This window comes from Luteimonas rhizosphaerae (assembly GCF_002849595.1).
In the GTDB taxonomy this organism is placed as follows: Bacteria; Pseudomonadota; Gammaproteobacteria; order Xanthomonadales; family Xanthomonadaceae; genus Luteimonas; species Luteimonas cellulosilyticus.
Genome location: NZ_NRQR01000023.1, coordinates 14,457 through 30,299, shown reverse-complemented (window position 1 = coordinate 30,299; position 15,843 = coordinate 14,457). Strand labels below are relative to the sequence as shown.

The 15,843-nt window shown below is 66.6% G+C and carries 12 protein-coding genes and 1 tRNA gene; all 13 read left to right on the top strand.

Annotation, left to right across the window (positions count from 1 at the left end; all coding sequences use genetic code 11):
• Positions 1-2 precede the first annotated feature (2 nt).
• The 13 genes from CJ022_RS11650 to pnp all read left to right on the top strand — a co-directional run bounded on the left by CJ022_RS11650 (position 3) and on the right by pnp (position 15,619).
• Positions 3-626 (top strand): NADH-quinone oxidoreductase subunit J, encoded by a 624-nt coding sequence (locus CJ022_RS11650; RefSeq protein WP_101926822.1) that lies wholly within the window; start codon positions 3-5, stop codon positions 624-626.
• A complete protein-coding gene (nuoK, locus tag CJ022_RS11645; protein ID WP_101926821.1) occupies positions 623-949 on the top strand; it encodes an NADH-quinone oxidoreductase subunit NuoK in 327 nt (108 codons plus the stop codon). The genes CJ022_RS11650 and nuoK overlap by 4 nt, the downstream gene beginning before the upstream one ends.
• Positions 950-956: 7 nt before the next feature.
• Positions 957-3,110 carry an NADH-quinone oxidoreductase subunit L gene (gene nuoL / locus CJ022_RS11640; protein ID WP_101926820.1) on the top strand — a complete coding sequence of 718 codons (2,154 nt, stop codon included), beginning with the start codon at positions 957-959 and terminating at the stop codon, positions 3,108-3,110.
• A gap of 14 nt (positions 3,111-3,124) precedes the next feature.
• On the top strand, positions 3,125-4,636 hold the full coding sequence (locus tag CJ022_RS11635; RefSeq protein ID WP_101926819.1) for an NADH-quinone oxidoreductase subunit M: 1,512 nt from the start codon (positions 3,125-3,127) through the stop codon (positions 4,634-4,636).
• Positions 4,637-4,667: 31 nt separating this feature from the next.
• Positions 4,668-6,128, top strand: coding sequence for an NADH-quinone oxidoreductase subunit NuoN (gene nuoN / locus CJ022_RS11630; RefSeq protein ID WP_425490872.1), 1,461 nt, complete (start codon positions 4,668-4,670; stop codon positions 6,126-6,128).
• A 116-nt stretch (positions 6,129-6,244) separates the two neighbouring features.
• Positions 6,245-6,321 (top strand) — tRNA-Met (locus CJ022_RS11625).
• Positions 6,322-6,559: 238 nt separating this feature from the next.
• Positions 6,560-7,204: a ribosome maturation factor RimP gene (locus CJ022_RS11620; protein ID WP_101926817.1), complete on the top strand. Its 645-nt coding sequence runs from the start codon at positions 6,560-6,562 to the stop codon at positions 7,202-7,204.
• 8 nt (positions 7,205-7,212) lie between these two features.
• Positions 7,213-8,724, top strand: coding sequence for a transcription termination factor NusA (nusA, locus tag CJ022_RS11615; protein ID WP_101926816.1), 1,512 nt, complete (start codon positions 7,213-7,215; stop codon positions 8,722-8,724).
• Between the two features lie 76 nt (positions 8,725-8,800).
• Positions 8,801-11,419, top strand: coding sequence for a translation initiation factor IF-2 (infB, locus tag CJ022_RS11610; RefSeq protein WP_101926815.1), 2,619 nt, complete (start codon positions 8,801-8,803; stop codon positions 11,417-11,419).
• A 122-nt stretch (positions 11,420-11,541) separates the two neighbouring features.
• The gene (gene rbfA, locus CJ022_RS17270; RefSeq protein ID WP_199171530.1) at positions 11,542-11,901 is read left to right on the top strand and encodes a 30S ribosome-binding factor RbfA; all 360 of its coding nucleotides are present in this window, start codon (positions 11,542-11,544) and stop codon (positions 11,899-11,901) included.
• A gap of 96 nt (positions 11,902-11,997) precedes the next feature.
• Positions 11,998-12,981: a tRNA pseudouridine(55) synthase TruB gene (gene truB / locus CJ022_RS11600; RefSeq protein ID WP_101926813.1), complete on the top strand. Its 984-nt coding sequence runs from the start codon at positions 11,998-12,000 to the stop codon at positions 12,979-12,981.
• 142 nt (positions 12,982-13,123) lie between these two features.
• Positions 13,124-13,387, top strand: coding sequence for a 30S ribosomal protein S15 (rpsO, locus tag CJ022_RS11595; protein WP_101926812.1), 264 nt, complete (start codon positions 13,124-13,126; stop codon positions 13,385-13,387).
• Between the two features lie 123 nt (positions 13,388-13,510).
• On the top strand, positions 13,511-15,619 hold the full coding sequence (gene pnp, locus CJ022_RS11590; RefSeq protein ID WP_101926811.1) for a polyribonucleotide nucleotidyltransferase: 2,109 nt from the start codon (positions 13,511-13,513) through the stop codon (positions 15,617-15,619).
• Positions 15,620-15,843 lie beyond the last annotated feature (224 nt).

The following is a 15,843-nucleotide window of genomic DNA, read 5'->3' as shown; positions in this document are numbered from 1 at the left end:
TCATGAATTTCGACCTGATTGCATTCCTCGTCTTCGCCGCGGTCACCGTGATGTCCGCGGTCGCGGTGATCAGCGCCCGCAACCCGGTGCACGCCGCGCTGTTCCTGGTGCTGACGTTCTTCTCCGTCGCCTGCACCTGGCTGCTGGCCGGCGCCGAGTTCCTCGGCATCGCGCTGGTGCTGGTCTACGTCGGCGCGGTGATGGTGCTGTTCCTGTTCGTGGTGATGATGCTCGACGTCGATGTCGCCCCGCTGCGCGAAGGCTACGTGCGTTACCTTCCGGTCGGCCTGATCGTCGCGGTGGTGATGCTGGTCGAGATCGTCACGCTGATCGGCGTCAAGGCGAAGATGGTGCCGTTCGCTACCGATCCGGTCGAAGCGGCCGGTGTGTCGAACACGGTGTGGATCGCGCGTCGCCTGTTCACCGATTTCCTGCTGCCGTTCGAGATCGCGGCGGTGATCCTGACCGTCGCGGTGATCGCGGCGGTGATGCTGACGCTGCGTCGCCGGCCCGGCACCAAGCACCAGAACCCCGGCGCCCAGGCGCGGGTCCAGGCCTCGGACCGCGTGCGCGTGGTGTCGATGCAGCCGGTCGCGGCGACGGGCGGCGCAGGAGAGACGAAATGACCGAGATCTTCGGCGAAGGCCTCGCGCTGGGCCATTACCTGTCGCTGGGTGCGGTGCTGTTCTGCATCAGCGTCGCGGGCATCTTCCTCAACCGGAAGAACGTGATCATCCTGCTGATGTCGATCGAGCTGATGCTGCTCGCGGTCAACATCAACTTCGTCGCGTTCTCGCGCGAGTTCGCCGATGCGTCCGGGCAGATCTTCGTGTTCTTCATCCTGACCGTGGCCGCCGCCGAGGCCGCCATCGGCCTGGCGATCCTGGTCACGCTGTTCCGCAACCGGCGCACGATCAACGTCGCCGAACTCGACACGTTGAAGGGCTGAGCCGGGCATGGAGTACGCAATTTCCCAAGGCATGCTGCTGGCGATCGTGCTGGCGCCGTTGCTGGGCTCGATCGTCGCGGGCCTGTTCGGACGCCAGGTCGGACGCGCCGGCGCACACACGGTGACCATCGCCGGCGTCGCCGTCAGCTGCGCGCTGTCGGTCTACGTGCTGTGGCAGCTGCTGCAGGGCGCGCCCGCGTTCAACGAGAACGTCTACACGTTCTTCGAGGTCGGCAACTATTCGGCGCATGTCGGCTTCCTGGTCGACAACCTCACCGCGATGATGATGGTCGTGGTGACCTTCGTGGCGCTGCTGGTGCACGTCTACACCATCGGGTACATGGCCGAGGACCCGGGTTACCAGCGCTTCTTCAGCTACATCTCGCTGTTCACCTTCTCGATGCTGATGCTGGTGATGGGCAACAACTTCCTGCAGCTGTTCTTCGGCTGGGAAGCGGTGGGCCTGGTGTCGTATCTGCTGATCGGCTTCTGGTTCAAGAAGCCGACTGCGGTGTTCGCCAACATGAAGGCGTTCCTGGTCAACCGTGTCGGCGACTTCGGTTTCCTGCTCGGCATCGCCGGCGTGCTGTACTGGTTCGGCAGCCTCGATTACGCGACCGTGTTCGCGGCCGCGGATTCCACCATCGGCGGCGGACAGACGGTCGAGCTGTTCACCGGTTTCGAATGGTCGGTCGCGACCCTGGTCTGCATCTGCCTCTTCATCGGTGCAATGGGCAAGTCGGCCCAGGTCCCGTTGCACGTGTGGCTGCCCGATTCGATGGAAGGCCCGACGCCGATCTCGGCGCTGATCCACGCCGCGACGATGGTCACCGCCGGCATCTTCATGGTGGCGCGCATGTCGCCGCTGTTCGAGCTGTCGGAGACCGCGCTGCAGTTCATCCTCTTCATCGGTGCGACCACGGCCTTCTTCACCGGCCTGATCGGCATCGTGCAGAACGACATCAAGCGTGTCGTCGCGTATTCGACGCTGTCGCAGCTCGGCTACATGACCGTCGCGCTCGGCGTGTCGGCATATTCGGCCGCAGTGTTCCATCTGATGACGCACGCGTTCTTCAAGGCGCTGCTGTTCCTGGCGGCAGGCTCGGTGATCATCGGCATGCACCACGAACAGGACATGCGCAAGATGGGCGGCCTGCGCAAGTACATGCCGATCACCTTCTGGACCAGCGTCATCGGCACGCTGGCCCTGGTGGGCACGCCGTTCTTCAGCGGCTTCTACTCCAAGGACACGATCATCGAGGCGGCCAAGCACGCCAGCGACGGCGGCGGCTGGGTGTTCCAGTACGCGTACTGGTCGGTGCTGCTCGGCGCGTTCGTGACCTCGTTCTACAGCTTCCGCCTGCTCTACATGACGTACTTCGGCAAGGAGCGCTTCCGCGACGCGCATGCGTCCGACGCCCACGCCACGCATGACGCACATGCGCAGGAAACGCATCACGAGCCGCTGCACGACGACGGCCACGGCCATGCGGTCGCCGCGACCGGCCATCACGCCCACGCGCACGACGACCATGGGCATCACGGTGCGCACGAGCCGCACGAATCCCCGTGGGTCGTGACGCTGCCGCTGATCCTGCTGGCGATCCCCTCGATCCTGATCGGCTACTTCACCGCCGGTCCGATGCTGTTCGGTACCGACTGGACCGGCCATCACGAGGCGCGCGGCTTCTTCGACGGCGTGATCCACGTGCTGGCCTCCAACGACGTGCTCGCCGCGTTGAAGCAAGAGCTGTGGCACGGCCCGGCGGCGTTCGCGATGCATGGCTTCGTCGCGCCGGCGTTCTGGCTGGTCGTCGCGGGCTTCGTCCTGGCGACCGTCATGTACTGGTGGAAGCCCGAGCTGCCGGCGAAGGCCGCGCACGTGTTCCGCCTGCCCATTCGCGTGCTCGAGAACAAGTACGGCATGGACGACCTGTGGATCGGCGGCTTCGCCGGTGGCGGCGTCGCGCTCGGCAAGCTCTCGCGGATGTTCGACACGCGGGTCATCGATGGTCTGTTCGTCAACGGTTCGGCGCGCGTCGTCGACCTGACGTCGAGCCTGGCGCGCCGCCTGCAGTCGGGGCATCTCTACCACTACGCATTCGCGATGATCGTCGGCCTGATCGTGCTTCTGGCCATCCTCATCAAGTACTGGCGCTGACGGAATAACGATACGTGTCGAACTGGCCTCTTCTCAGTCTCCTGATCTGGCTGCCGATTCTCGGCGGTGCGCTCGTGCTCGCGCTCGGCAACTCGCGGCCGGGCGCCGCCCGCTGGGTGTCGCTGGCGATCGCGCTGCTGGTGTTCGTCGTCAGCCTGCCGCTGTTCACCGCGTTCGATTACACCGCGACCGCGATGCAGTTCGCCGAGCGGCGCGAGTGGATTCCCGCGTTCGACATCGAGTACCACCTCGGCGTCGACGGCATCTCGGTCGCGCTGATCATCCTGACCACGCTGACCACCGCGCTGGTGCTGGTCGGTGCGTGGACCTCGATCGACAAGCGCGTCAACCAGTACTACGCGGCGATGCTGATCCTCGAGGGCCTGATGATCGGCGTGTTCTCGGCCGTCGACGCGCTGCTGTTCTACGTGTTCTTCGAAGGCATGCTGATCCCGATGTTCATCATCATCGGCATCTGGGGCGGTCCGCGCCGTGTGTATGCGTCGGTGAAGTTCTTCCTCTACACCTTCCTCGGCTCGGTCTTCATGCTGGTCGGGCTGATCTACCTGTACCTCCAGGCCGGCAGCTGGCAGCTGCCCGACCTGTACGCGGTGCCGCTCAGCGCGACCGAGCAGATGTGGCTGTTCTTCGCGTTCCTGGCCGCGTTCGCGGTCAAGGTGCCGATGTTCCCGGTCCACACCTGGTTGCCCGACGCCCACGTCGAGGCGCCGACCGGCGGCTCGGTGATCCTGGCGGCGATCATGCTGAAGATCGGTGGCTACGGCTTCCTGCGCTTCAGCCTGCCGATCACGCCGGACGCCGGCCACGAGTGGGCCTGGCTCGTCATCGCGCTGTCGCTGATCGCGATCGTCTACGTCGGTCTGGTCGCCCTGGTCCAGCAGGACATGAAGAAGCTGATCGCGTATTCGTCGGTCTCGCACATGGGCTTCGTCACCCTGGGCGTGTTCATCGCCTTCGCGCTGGTCCGCGACGTCGGCGCGACCGACGCGGCGCGACTCGGCCTGCAGGGCGCGATGGTGCAGATGATCTCGCACGGCTTCATCTCCGGCGCGATGTTCTCCTGCGTCGGCGTGCTCTACGACCGCATGCACACCCGCATGATCCGCGACTACGGCGGCGTGGCGAACCTGATGCCGTGGTTCGCCGCGTTCTTCGTGCTGTTCGCGATGGCCAACTCCGGCCTGCCGGGCACTTCGGGCTTCGTCGGCGAGTTCATGGTCATCCTGGCCGCGTTCCAGAGCAATCCGATGCTCGCGTTCTTCGCCGCGATGACCCTGGTGATCGGTGCCGGCTACACCCTGTGGCTGGTCAAGCGCGTGCTCTACGGCGAGGTCGCCAATGCCCACGTCGCCGAGCTCAAGGACATCAACGGCCGCGAGATCCTGGTGCTGTCGGTGTTCGCGATCGGCGTGCTGGCCATCGGCATCTACCCCAAGCCGCTGACCGACCTGATGGAGCCGTCCATCGCGCAACTGGCGAACGTGATCGCCGCAAGCAAGCTGTGAGTCAGACTTCGATGAGAGCCGCGCCGCGATGATTTCCGCTCCGATGACACCTCCTGTCCGCACGATCGCCGAGCTCGGCCCGCTGGTGCCCGAGCTCGTCGTGATCCTCGGCGCGTTCGCCCTGTTGATGCTCGACCTGTTCATCGATCCGCGCCGCCGCGTCGTCACGCATGTCCTGGCGGTACTGACGCTGCTGGCTGCCGCCGCGCTGATCGCGACGGGCACGGGCGGGCAGGGCAGTGCGCTGGCCGACATGTTCGTCCGCGACAACGCTGCCGACGTGCTGAAGGTCGCGGCCCTGCTGGTGTCCGCCGGCGCGCTCGCCTATGCCTGGCCCTACCTGCGCGAGCGCAACCTCTACCAGGGCGAGATCCCGGTGCTGTTCCTGTTCGCGACCGCCGGCATGATGCTGATGGTCTCGGCGGGCAACCTGACGATGATCTACGTCGGCCTCGAGCTGCTGGCGCTGTGTTCCTATGCGCTAGTCGCCTGCGACCGCGACAACGCGATGTCGTCCGAAGGTGCGATGAAGTACTTCGTGCTCGGCTCGCTGGCGTCCGGCATGCTGCTGTTCGGCATGTCGCTGATCTACGGCGCCGTCGGCACGCTGTCGCTGACCGGTATCAACGAGGCGATCGCCGGACTGTCGGGCGACGGGCGCGTGCTGCTGCTGACCGGCACCGTCTTCGTCGTCGTCGGCATCGCGTTCAAGTTCGGCGCCGCGCCGTTCCATATGTGGCTGCCCGACGCGTACCACGGCGCGCCGACCGCGATCAGCGCCTTCATCAGCTCGATGCCCAAGCTCGCCGCATTCGGCATGACCTGGCGCCTGCTCGACGTCGCGCTCGGCCCGGTGCACGAGCAGACGCAGCTGCTGCTGGCGCTGCTCGCCGCGCTGTCGCTGGCGGTCGGCAACCTGTTCGCGATCGCGCAGACCAACCTCAAGCGCATGCTGGCCTACTCGACCGTGTCGCACGTGGGCTTCCTGTTCCTGGGGCTCGCCGGTGGCGGTCCGGACGGGTATGCCGCCGCGATGTTCTACGCGATCGCCTACGCGATCATGTCGCTGGCCGCGTTCGGCGCCATCGTCATGCTGTCGCGCGAAGGCTTCGAGGCCGACCGCATCGACGACTACAAGGGCCTCAACGCCCGCAGCCCGTGGATGGCCGGCCTGGTGCTGTGCATCATGGCCTCGCTCGCCGGCGTGCCGCCGTTCCTCGGCTTCTGGGCCAAGCTGGTGGTGCTGCAGGCGGCGCTCGAGGGCGACCTGATGTGGCTGGCCATCGTCGGCATCGTGTTCGCGGTCATCGGCGCGTTCTATTACCTGCGCGTCATCAAGGTGATGTACTTCGACACACCGAACGCGACCCCGATGCAGCAGCGTCCGGGCCGCCCGTTGCAGGCGATGTTCGCGGTCAATGCGCTCGCGCTGCTCGGCCTGGGCCTGTTCTGGAGTCCGCTGATGGTGTGGTGCCAGACCGCATTCGGTTAAACTACGCAGGTTCGCTCCGCATGCGTGTCCGATGCGGAGCGGGGTAGGGAATGGTGGCGGAATCGTTCTTTACCTCTTGCATTTCCCGACAGGGAACTTCATAATTCCGCTCCTGATGCGGGGTGGAGCAGTCTGGCAGCTCGTCGGGCTCATAACCCGAAGGTCGCAGGTTCAAATCCTGCCCCCGCTACCAACTTTTCGAGTGTTGCGGCATGTTCGTTCTGGAGAACATGCCGATACGGAAAGTCTGGGCTTTGCCGAAGCAACTGCTTCGCTTCGGCGCCGACATCCAGTGGTATCGGACAAGGGGCCCTTCGGGCCCTTTGTCGTTTTCCGCGATCGGATCGCGGCGACCGGGCCTACCGGGCCGGGTCGGATGGCCCGGCAGCAACCGACGCATCACCTGCACTGCGGCAACGGACGAGGGATCAGTGGCGGACAAGGCGACACAACTCACGGCATTGCTGGCACCGACGGTGGAAGCCCTCGGGCTCGAACTGCTGGGCATCGAATACCTGCCGGCGCCCGGTGGCGCGCTGGTGCGCCTGTACATCGACCGCGACGACGCGAGCGCTGACGCAGCGGTTTCCGGCGACGCCGCACCGTCCGTCGACAGTGACGCGCCCGCCGTGCAGGGCGTGACCATCGAGCATTGCGAAGCGGTCAGCCGCGAGGTGTCGGCCCAGCTGGACGTCGAGGATCCGATCACCGGCAACTACACGCTGGAAGTCTCGTCGCCGGGCGTCGACCGTCCGCTGTTCACGGCGGCGCAGTTCGCGCGCGTGCTCGGCGAGCGGGCGAAGGTGAATCTGAAGCTGCCGCACGACGGCCGCCGCCGTCTCCAGGGTGGCATCGTGGCCGTCGACGGCGACACCATCACGTTCGACGTCGATGGCGCCGCGTTTGTCGTCGGCATGGACAACATCGAAAAAGCCCGGCTGATGCCCGACTGGGCGGCGCTGGGCCTGGCGCCATCGAAAGACAAGAAGGGGCGCGCCAATGGCGCGGCCGGCAAGAAACACAACACAACACGTGACAACACGCCGTCGGCGCCCAAGCCGACCGCTGCGGAGTGAATGAAAAGATGAGCAAGGAACTGTTGCTGGTCGTCGATGCGGTCGCCAATGAGAAGGGCGTGCCGGAGTCCGTGATCCTCGAAGCGATCGAGGCCGCGCTGGCCACCGCCGCCAAGAAGCGTTACCACGAGCAGGACGTCCTGACCCGCGTCACCATCGATGCGAAGGACGGCAGCTACGAGACCTTCCGCCGCTGGGAAGTGGTGGCGGACGACGTCGTCATGGAATCGCCGGATCGCCAGATCCGCATGATGGACGCGATCGACGAAGCCGACGGCGTCGAGGTCGGCGACTACATCGAAGAGCAGATCGAGAACGTCGACTTCGGCCGCATCGCCGCCCAGGCCGCGAAGCAGGTCATCGTGCAGCGCGTCCGCGAGGCCGAGCGCCAGCAGGTCGTCGATGCCTGGAAGGATCGCGTCGGCGAACTGGTGACCGGCGTCGTCAAGCGCGTCGAGCGCGGCAACGTCTACGTCGACCTCGGCGGCAACGCCGAAGCGCTGATCCAGAAGGACAAGGCGATTCCGCGCGACGTCGTCCGCGCCGGCGACCGCATCCGCGGTTACCTGTTCGACGTGCGCAACGAGCCGCGTGGCCCGCAGCTGTTCATCAGCCGCGCCGCGCCGGAATTCATGATGGAGCTGTTCAAGCTCGAAGTGCCGGAAGTCGGCCAGGGCCTGGTCGAGATCAAGGCCTGCGCCCGCGATCCGGGCGACCGCGCCAAGATCGCCGTGCTGGCCTACGACACCCGCACCGATCCCATCGGCGCCTGCATCGGCATGCGCGGTTCGCGCGTGCAGGCGGTGTCGAACGAACTGAACGGCGAGCGTGTCGACATCGTGCTGTGGTCGGACAACCCGGCGCAGTTCGTCATCAACGCGATGGCGCCGGCCGAAGTCCAGTCGATCGTCGTCGACGAGGACAAGCACTCGATGGATCTGGCGGTCGCCGAGGACAAGCTGGCCCAGGCGATCGGCAAGGGCGGTCAGAACGTGCGCCTCGCCAGCCGCCTGTCGGGTTGGCAGCTCAACGTGATGACCCAGGACCAGGTCACCGCGAAATCGGAATCGGAACAGAACGCCGCGCGCGCCCTGTTCCAGGAGAAGCTGGAAGTCGACGAGGAAATCGCCGGCATCCTGGTCGCCGAAGGCTTCAGCACGGTCGAGGAAATCGCCTACGTGCCGGTCGGCGAGTTGCTGGCGGTCGAGGGCTTCGACGAGGACATCGTCGAGGAACTGCGTGGCCGCGCCCGCGATTCGCTGCTCAACGACGCCCTGGCGGTCGAGGAGGGCGTCGACGAGAACGCCCCCGCCGACGACCTGCTGGCACTCGAGGGCATGGACGACGAGACCGCGTTCGCGCTGGCCTCGCACGGCGTGCGCACCAGCGAGGACCTGTCGGACCTGGGCGCCGACGAAGTCGTGGAGTTCGGCATCGAGGGGCTCGACGACGCCCGCGCCGCCGCATTGATCCTGGCCGCACGTGCCGAGGAAATCGCCCGTCTGGAACGTGAAGGCTGAGGCCGGAGCGCGTCGCGGGTAGAATGCATCACTCATGCGCCGGTTCCGGCCGGCGCGAACGGGATACGAATCACGAATGTCGCAACAAACCACCATCCGCAAGCTGGCCGCACTGGTGAACACGCCGGTCGAGAAACTGCTTGAGCAGCTGTCCGAAGCGGGCATGCCGTTCAGCGATCCCGACCAGGTCGTGACCAGCGCGGAAAAGCTGAAGCTGCTGGGTTTCCTGAAGCGCGCGCACGGCAAGGGCGATGCCCCGGTCGAGGAAGTCGCCGCGCCGAAGAAGATCACGCTCAACCGTAGCCGCAAGCAGGAACTGACCGTTGGCGGTGGCAAGAATCGCCAGACGGTCGACGTGCTGGTGCGCAAGAAAGTCACGCTGGTCAAGCCGAGCGAGGACGCCATGCGGGCGGCCATCGCCGACCCGGACAGCGAGCGCGCCGACATCCTGCGCAAGCTGGAAGAGTCGCGCCAGCGCAATCTTTCCGAGCAGCAGCGCCTGGCCGACGAGGACCAGCGCCGCGCCGACGAGGCCGCGCAGAAGAAGCGCGACGCCGAAGCGGAAGCCGAGCGCCTGCGCAAGGAAGTCATCGCCGCCGCGGCGGTCGTGACCTCCGACGAGGCCGAGGTCGCCCGCAAGGCGCCCGCCGCGACGCATGGCCATGGCCACAAGCCGCCGGCCGCGCCGCGCGCCGACGATCGCAACGCCGCCAAGCCGGGCGGCAAGGGCAACCGTGGCTCGCATGCCATGGTCGCCGGCGTCGAGGACGACGAAAGCACCGCGCGTTTCGCCGGTCAGCTGCACCTGAGTGCCTCGGACCGCGCCCGCCGCAGCAGTGCGCGGGGCAAGGCGCGTTCGGCGCCGCCGCGGCGTTCCGGCAACCAGTCGCGCAGCGGCGGTGGCCCGCACGGCTTCGAGCGTCCGACCGGCCCGATGGTCCGTGAAGTGGCGATCGGCGATGCGATCACCGTGGCCGATCTCGCCCAGAAGCTGGCGATGAAGGGCGGCGACGTGGTCAAGGCGCTGTTCAAGATGGGCGTCATGGCGACCATCACCCAGAGCATCGACCACGACACCGCTGCGCTGATCGTCGAGGAACTGGGCCACAACCCGGTCCGCGCGCAGGCCGACGACGCCGAGAGCGAGCTGATCGCACACGCCGGCGAAGCCCAGGGCGACCAGAGCACGCGTCCGCCGGTCGTCACGATCATGGGTCACGTCGATCACGGCAAGACCTCGCTGCTCGACTACATCCGCCGCACCAAGGTGGCCAGCGGTGAAGCCGGCGGCATCACCCAGCACATCGGCGCGTACCACGTCGAAACCGACAAGGGCGTCATCAGCTTCCTGGACACCCCGGGCCACGCAGCGTTCACGTCGATGCGTGCCCGCGGCGCCAAGATCACCGACATCGTGGTGCTGGTGGTCGCGGCCGACGACGGCGTGATGCCGCAGACGGTCGAGGCGGTCAAGCTGGCGAAGGCGGCGAAGGTGCCGCTGATCGTCGCGATCAACAAGATCGACAAGTCGGGCGCTGACCCGTCGCGCGTCAAGAACGAACTGCTCGAGCACGAGATCGTGGCCGAAGAGTTCGGTGGCGACACGCAGATGGTGGAACTGTCGGCCAAGAATGGCGACGGCGTCGACGATCTGCTCGATGCGATCTCGCTGCAGGCCGAGGTGCTCGAACTGCGCGCGGTGGCCGAAGGTCGCGCCAGCGGTGCGGTCATCGAATCCTCGCTCGACAAGGGTCGTGGCCCGGTGGCGACGGTGCTGGTGCAGAACGGCCTGCTGGCGCGCGGCGACTACCTCGTCTGCGGCATCCAGTACGGTCGCGTGCGGGCGCTGTTCGACGAGACCGGCAGCCAGGTGCAGACGGCCGGTCCGTCGATCCCGGTGCAGGTGCTCGGTCTGTCGGGCGTGCCGGAAGCGGGCGACGATTTCGTCGTCGTCGCGGACGAACGCCTGGCCAAGGAAGTCGCGCAGCAGCGTGAGACCAAGCGTCGCGAGACGCGTCTCGTGCAGGCCGCCGGCAACCGCATGGAAGACATCATGGCGCAGATGGGCCAGAGCGAGCAGCAGCTGTCGCTCAACCTGGTCATCAAGGCCGACGTGCAGGGCTCCTCGGAAGCACTGCGCCAGGCACTCACCGCGCTGTCGAACGACCAGATCCGCATCAACATCATCGTCTCCGGCGTCGGTGGCATCACCGAATCCGACGCGAACTCGGCGGCCGCGGCGAAGGCCACGATCATCGGCTTCAACGTCCGCGCCGATGCGTCGGCGCGCAAGGTCATCGAAGGCAACGGTCTCGACCTGCGCTACTTCTCGGTGATCTACGACGTGATCGACCAGGTCAAGCAGGTCGCGTCGGGCATCCTCGGCATGGAAATCCGCGAGGAGATCATCGGTACCGCCGAGGTCCGCGACGTGTTCCGCAGTTCCAAGTTCGGTGCGGTCGCAGGCTGCATGGTCGTCGAGGGTGTGGTCCGCCGCACCAAGCCGATCCGCGTGCTGCGCGACAACACGGTGGTGTTCGAGGGCGAACTCGAGTCGCTGCGTCGCTTCAAGGAGAACGTCGACGAGGTCCGCAACGGCACCGAATGCGGTATCGGCGTGAAGGCCTACAACGACGTCCAGCCGGGCGACCAGATCGAGTGCTTCGAACGCATCGAGGTCCAGCGCACCCTGTAAAGGGGCGCTGCGACCGGCCGCAGCGGATCCGCGCACGCGCGGTCCGGCGGCGCCTGCGCCGCACGGCTCCGGTCGCGCGGCGTTTTCCGTTTTTCCGTTTCCTCCGCTCACGAAGACCTCTCTTGGCCCAGAAATCCTTCCATCGCACCGACCGCGTCTCCGCCCAGCTGCGCCGCGAACTCGGCACCCTGGTCCGCGAGGCCGTGTCCGAACACGGCCTGCCGTCGGTCAGCGTGTCCGACGTCGAGGTCACGCGCGACATGGCGCATGCCAAGGTCTTCGTCACCGCGCTGCAGTCCGAGCGCGCCGACGAGGCGATGAAGGGGCTCAAGGCGGTCGCGCACGAGATCCGGTACCGGCTCGCGCAGGCAGTGAAGATGCGCCACGTGCCCGAACTGCATTTCCAGTACGACGATTCGGTGGATCGCGGCGAGCGCATCGACAATCTGCTGCGCGACCTGGGTCCCGGTTCGTCCGAGTGACCCGGGACCGATGATCCGGTCCCGCGTGGCATTTCCTGCGTTTCCGATCGGCTGCCGGCGCCCTGCAGGCGGCCGCATCATGCGCGGGGTTCGGCCATGACGCGGCAGCCCGACCGGCCACGCACCAGGTTCCGCAAGCTGGACGGCATACTGCTGCTCGACAAGCCGACCGGCATGAGTTCCAACCAGGCGTTGCAGCGCGTGCGCCACCTGTTCCGGGCCGACAAGGGCGGGCATACCGGCAGTCTCGATCCGCTGGCCACCGGTCTGCTGCCGGTCTGCTTCGGCGAGGCGACCAAGATCGCGGGCGGCCTGCTCGGCGCGCGCAAGGCCTACGACACCGTCGCCCGGCTCGGCGTGGTCACCGATACCGACGACGCCGACGGCCAGCCGCTGCGCGAGCGCCCGGTGCCGGCGCTACGGATCGCCGAGATCGACGCCGCGTTGCGGCAGCTGACCGGGCGCATCCAGCAGCGTCCGCCGATCTACTCGGCGCTCAAGCGCGGCGGCGAGCCGCTGTATGCGAAGGCGCGGCGCGGCGAAATCGTCGAGATCGACACGCGGCCGGTCGATGTCCATGCCTTCGAACTGCAGTCGGCCGCCGACCTGCTCGATCCGGTGCTCGATCCCGATGGCGGGCCGCTGCTGCGGCTGCATGTCGAATGCGGCTCGGGCACCTACGTCCGCAGCCTGGTCCGGGATCTGGGCGAGCTGCTCGGCTGCGGGGCGCACGTCGCGGAACTGCGGCGGCTGTGGGTCGACCCGTTCCGCGATCCCCGGATGTGGACGCTAGAGGAACTCCAGGCCCTGGCCGTCCGCGGCGAACACAACCTCCTGGCCAGCCTGCTGGATGTCGAAGCGGGGATGCTGGCCTGGCCTGCCGTCCACGTCGATGCCGCCCAGGCAGCCCGGCTCCAGCACGGCCAGCACCTGAACGGGCCGTACCGGCCGGCAGGCGAGGTCGCCGTCTTCGGCCCCGGCGGCCGGGCCGAAGGCCTGGGCCAGGTCAATGCCGCCGGCGAACTGCGCGCCCAGCGCATGTTTCGGCGTGCCGACGCCATCGGGCCGGGCACCTTGTGACCGGGGTCGCCCCGGCGGTATACTTTTGCAGCCTTTTTCAGGGCAAATCCGCAGCATCCATTCCACAGGCGGTCCCCGCGGTACGCAGTCGGGTCTCCGACACGCTGGCGTTTCTGCCGGACCCGCGTCACGAGGCATTGCAATGACCACGATCGACAACAGCAAGATCATCGAAGACAACAAGCGCGGCGAGAACGACACCGGCTCCCCGGAAGTCCAGGTCGCCCTGCTGACCGCACGCATCGTGCACCTGACCGAGCACTTCAAGACGCACAAGAAGGACCACCACAGCCGCCGCGGCCTGCTGATGATGGTCAACCGTCGTCGCAGCCTGCTCGACTATCTGCACCGCAAGGATGCAGTCCGGTACAAGGCCCTGATCGAGAAGCTCGGTCTGCGTCGCTAATCCGTTTCCCACCGCGGCGCAGAAATGCGCCGCGGTTCTTTTTGGATGTGCTCGCCGCATCCACCCGGCCGGGGCATGGGTCCCGCACCGGTTCATCGCAAGAGTCATCCAAGGAATTCCAACGTGGCAAAAGTGACAAAGAGCTTCCAGTTCGGTAACCAGACGGTCACGCTCGAAACGGGCGAGATCGCACGTCAGGCCGGCGGCGCGGTCATGGTCTCGTGCGAAGGCACGGTGCTCCTGGTCAGCGCGGTCGCCAACAAGACCGCCCGTGAAGGGCAGGACTTCTTCCCGCTGACCGTCGACTACCAGGAGAAGTTCTACGCCGGCGGTCGCATTCCGGGTGGCTTCTTCAAGCGCGAAGGCCGCCAGACCGAGAAGGAAACGCTGATCTCGCGCCTGATCGACCGTCCGATCCGCCCGCTGTTCCCCGACGGCTTCCGCAACGAAGTCCAGATCATCGCCACCGTGATGTCGATGAACCCGGACGTCGACGGCGACATCCTCGCGCTGCTCGGCGCCTCGGCCGCGCTGTCGCTGTCGGGCGCACCGTTCGACGGCCCGATCGGCGCCGCGAAGGTCGGCTACAAGAACGGCCAGTACCTGCTCAACCCGACCGTGACCGAGCTGAAGGACTCCGATCTGGAGCTCGTCGTCGCCGGTACCGCCAACGCGGTGCTGATGGTCGAGTCGGAAGCGAAGGAACTGTCGGAAGACGTCATGCTGGGCGCGGTGATGTTCGGCCACCAGCAGATGCAGGTCGCGATCAACACGATCAACGAACTCGTCGCCGAAGCCGGCAAGCCGAAGTGGGAATGGTCCGCGCCGGCCGCCAACGAAGGCCTGGTCGCCGCGATCCGTAACGCCGTCGGCGAACAGCTCGGCAGCGCCTTCCAGGTGCGCGACAAGCTCGAGCGCAAGGACGCGATCTCCAAGCTCAAGAAGGCGATCGTCGAAGCGCTGGCCCCGCAGGCCGAAGCCAATGCCTGGTCGTCGGGCGAGCTGTCGAAGGAATTCGGCGAGCAGGAATACCAGACGATGCGCGAGTCGGTCCTCAAGACCAAGATCCGCATCGACGGCCGCGCGCTCGACACCGTCCGCCCGATCGCCTCGCGCGTCAGCGTGCTGCCCCGCGTGCACGGCTCGTCGCTGTTCACCCGCGGCGAGACCCAGGCGATCGTCGCGGTCACGCTGGGCACCGCCCGCGACGGCCAGATCATCGATTCGGTCGCCGGCGAGTACAAGGAACACTTCCTGTTCCACTACAACTTCCCTCCGTACTCGGTCGGTGAAGCGGGCCGCATGATGGGTCCGAAGCGTCGCGAGATCGGCCATGGCCGCCTCGCCAAGCGCGGCGTGCTCGCCGTGATGCCGACGATGGAAGAGTTCCCGTACACGATCCGCGTCGTGTCCGAGATCACCGAGTCGAACGGGTCCTCGTCGATGGCGTCGGTCTGCGGTTCCTCGCTGGCGCTGATGGACGCGGGCGTGCCGATCAAGGCACCGGTCGCGGGCATCGCGATGGGCCTGGTCAAGGAAGGCGACGACTTCGTCGTGCTGTCCGACATCCTGGGCGACGAGGATCACCTCGGCGACATGGACTTCAAGGTCGCCGGCACCACGAACGGCATCTCGGCGCTGCAGATGGACATCAAGATCCAGGGCATCACCGAAGAGATCATGAAGGTCGCGCTGGCCCAGGCGAAGCAGGGTCGTCTGCACATCCTCAACGAGATGAGCAACGCGCTGACCACGGCCCGTACCGAACTCAGCGAGTTCGCGCCGCGCCTGATCACGATCAAGATCCACCCCGACAAGATCCGCGAAGTCATCGGCAAGGGCGGTTCGGTCATCCAGGGCATCACCAAGGAGACCGGCACCCAGATCGACATCCAGGACGACGGCACGATCACGATCGCCTCGGTCGACGCCGCCGCCGGCCGCGCCGCGAAGGAACGCATCGAGCAGATCACGTCGGACGTCGAGCCGGGCCGTATCTACGAGGGCAAGGTCGTCAAGCTGATGGATTTCGGTGCATTCGTGACGATCTCCCCCGGCAAGGACGGTCTGGTCCACGTGTCGCAGATCTCCAACGAGCGCGTCGAGAAGGTCGGTGACGTGCTGAAGGAAGGCGACGTGGTCAAGGTCAAGGTGCTGGAAGTCGACAAGCAGGGCCGCATCCGCCTGTCGATGAAGGCCGTCGCCGAAGGCGAAGGCACGCCGGCCGAGTAATCCGCCGACGCATCGTGAGCGACAAAAAAAACGGGCCGACAGGCCCGTTTTTTTGTGCGTGTCGTTCGGGGGCTGATGCCCGATCGCATCCGCAGCGCTGCGGTCGCCAGCTGACACGTCGATGGCGCGACGCCTGCTGCCGGAACGGACGAAGGTCGCGCATCGTCCTGGACGCGAAGGCACGTCCCGATCCGCGCACATGAGGCCCAGCTGTGGACGGCGCC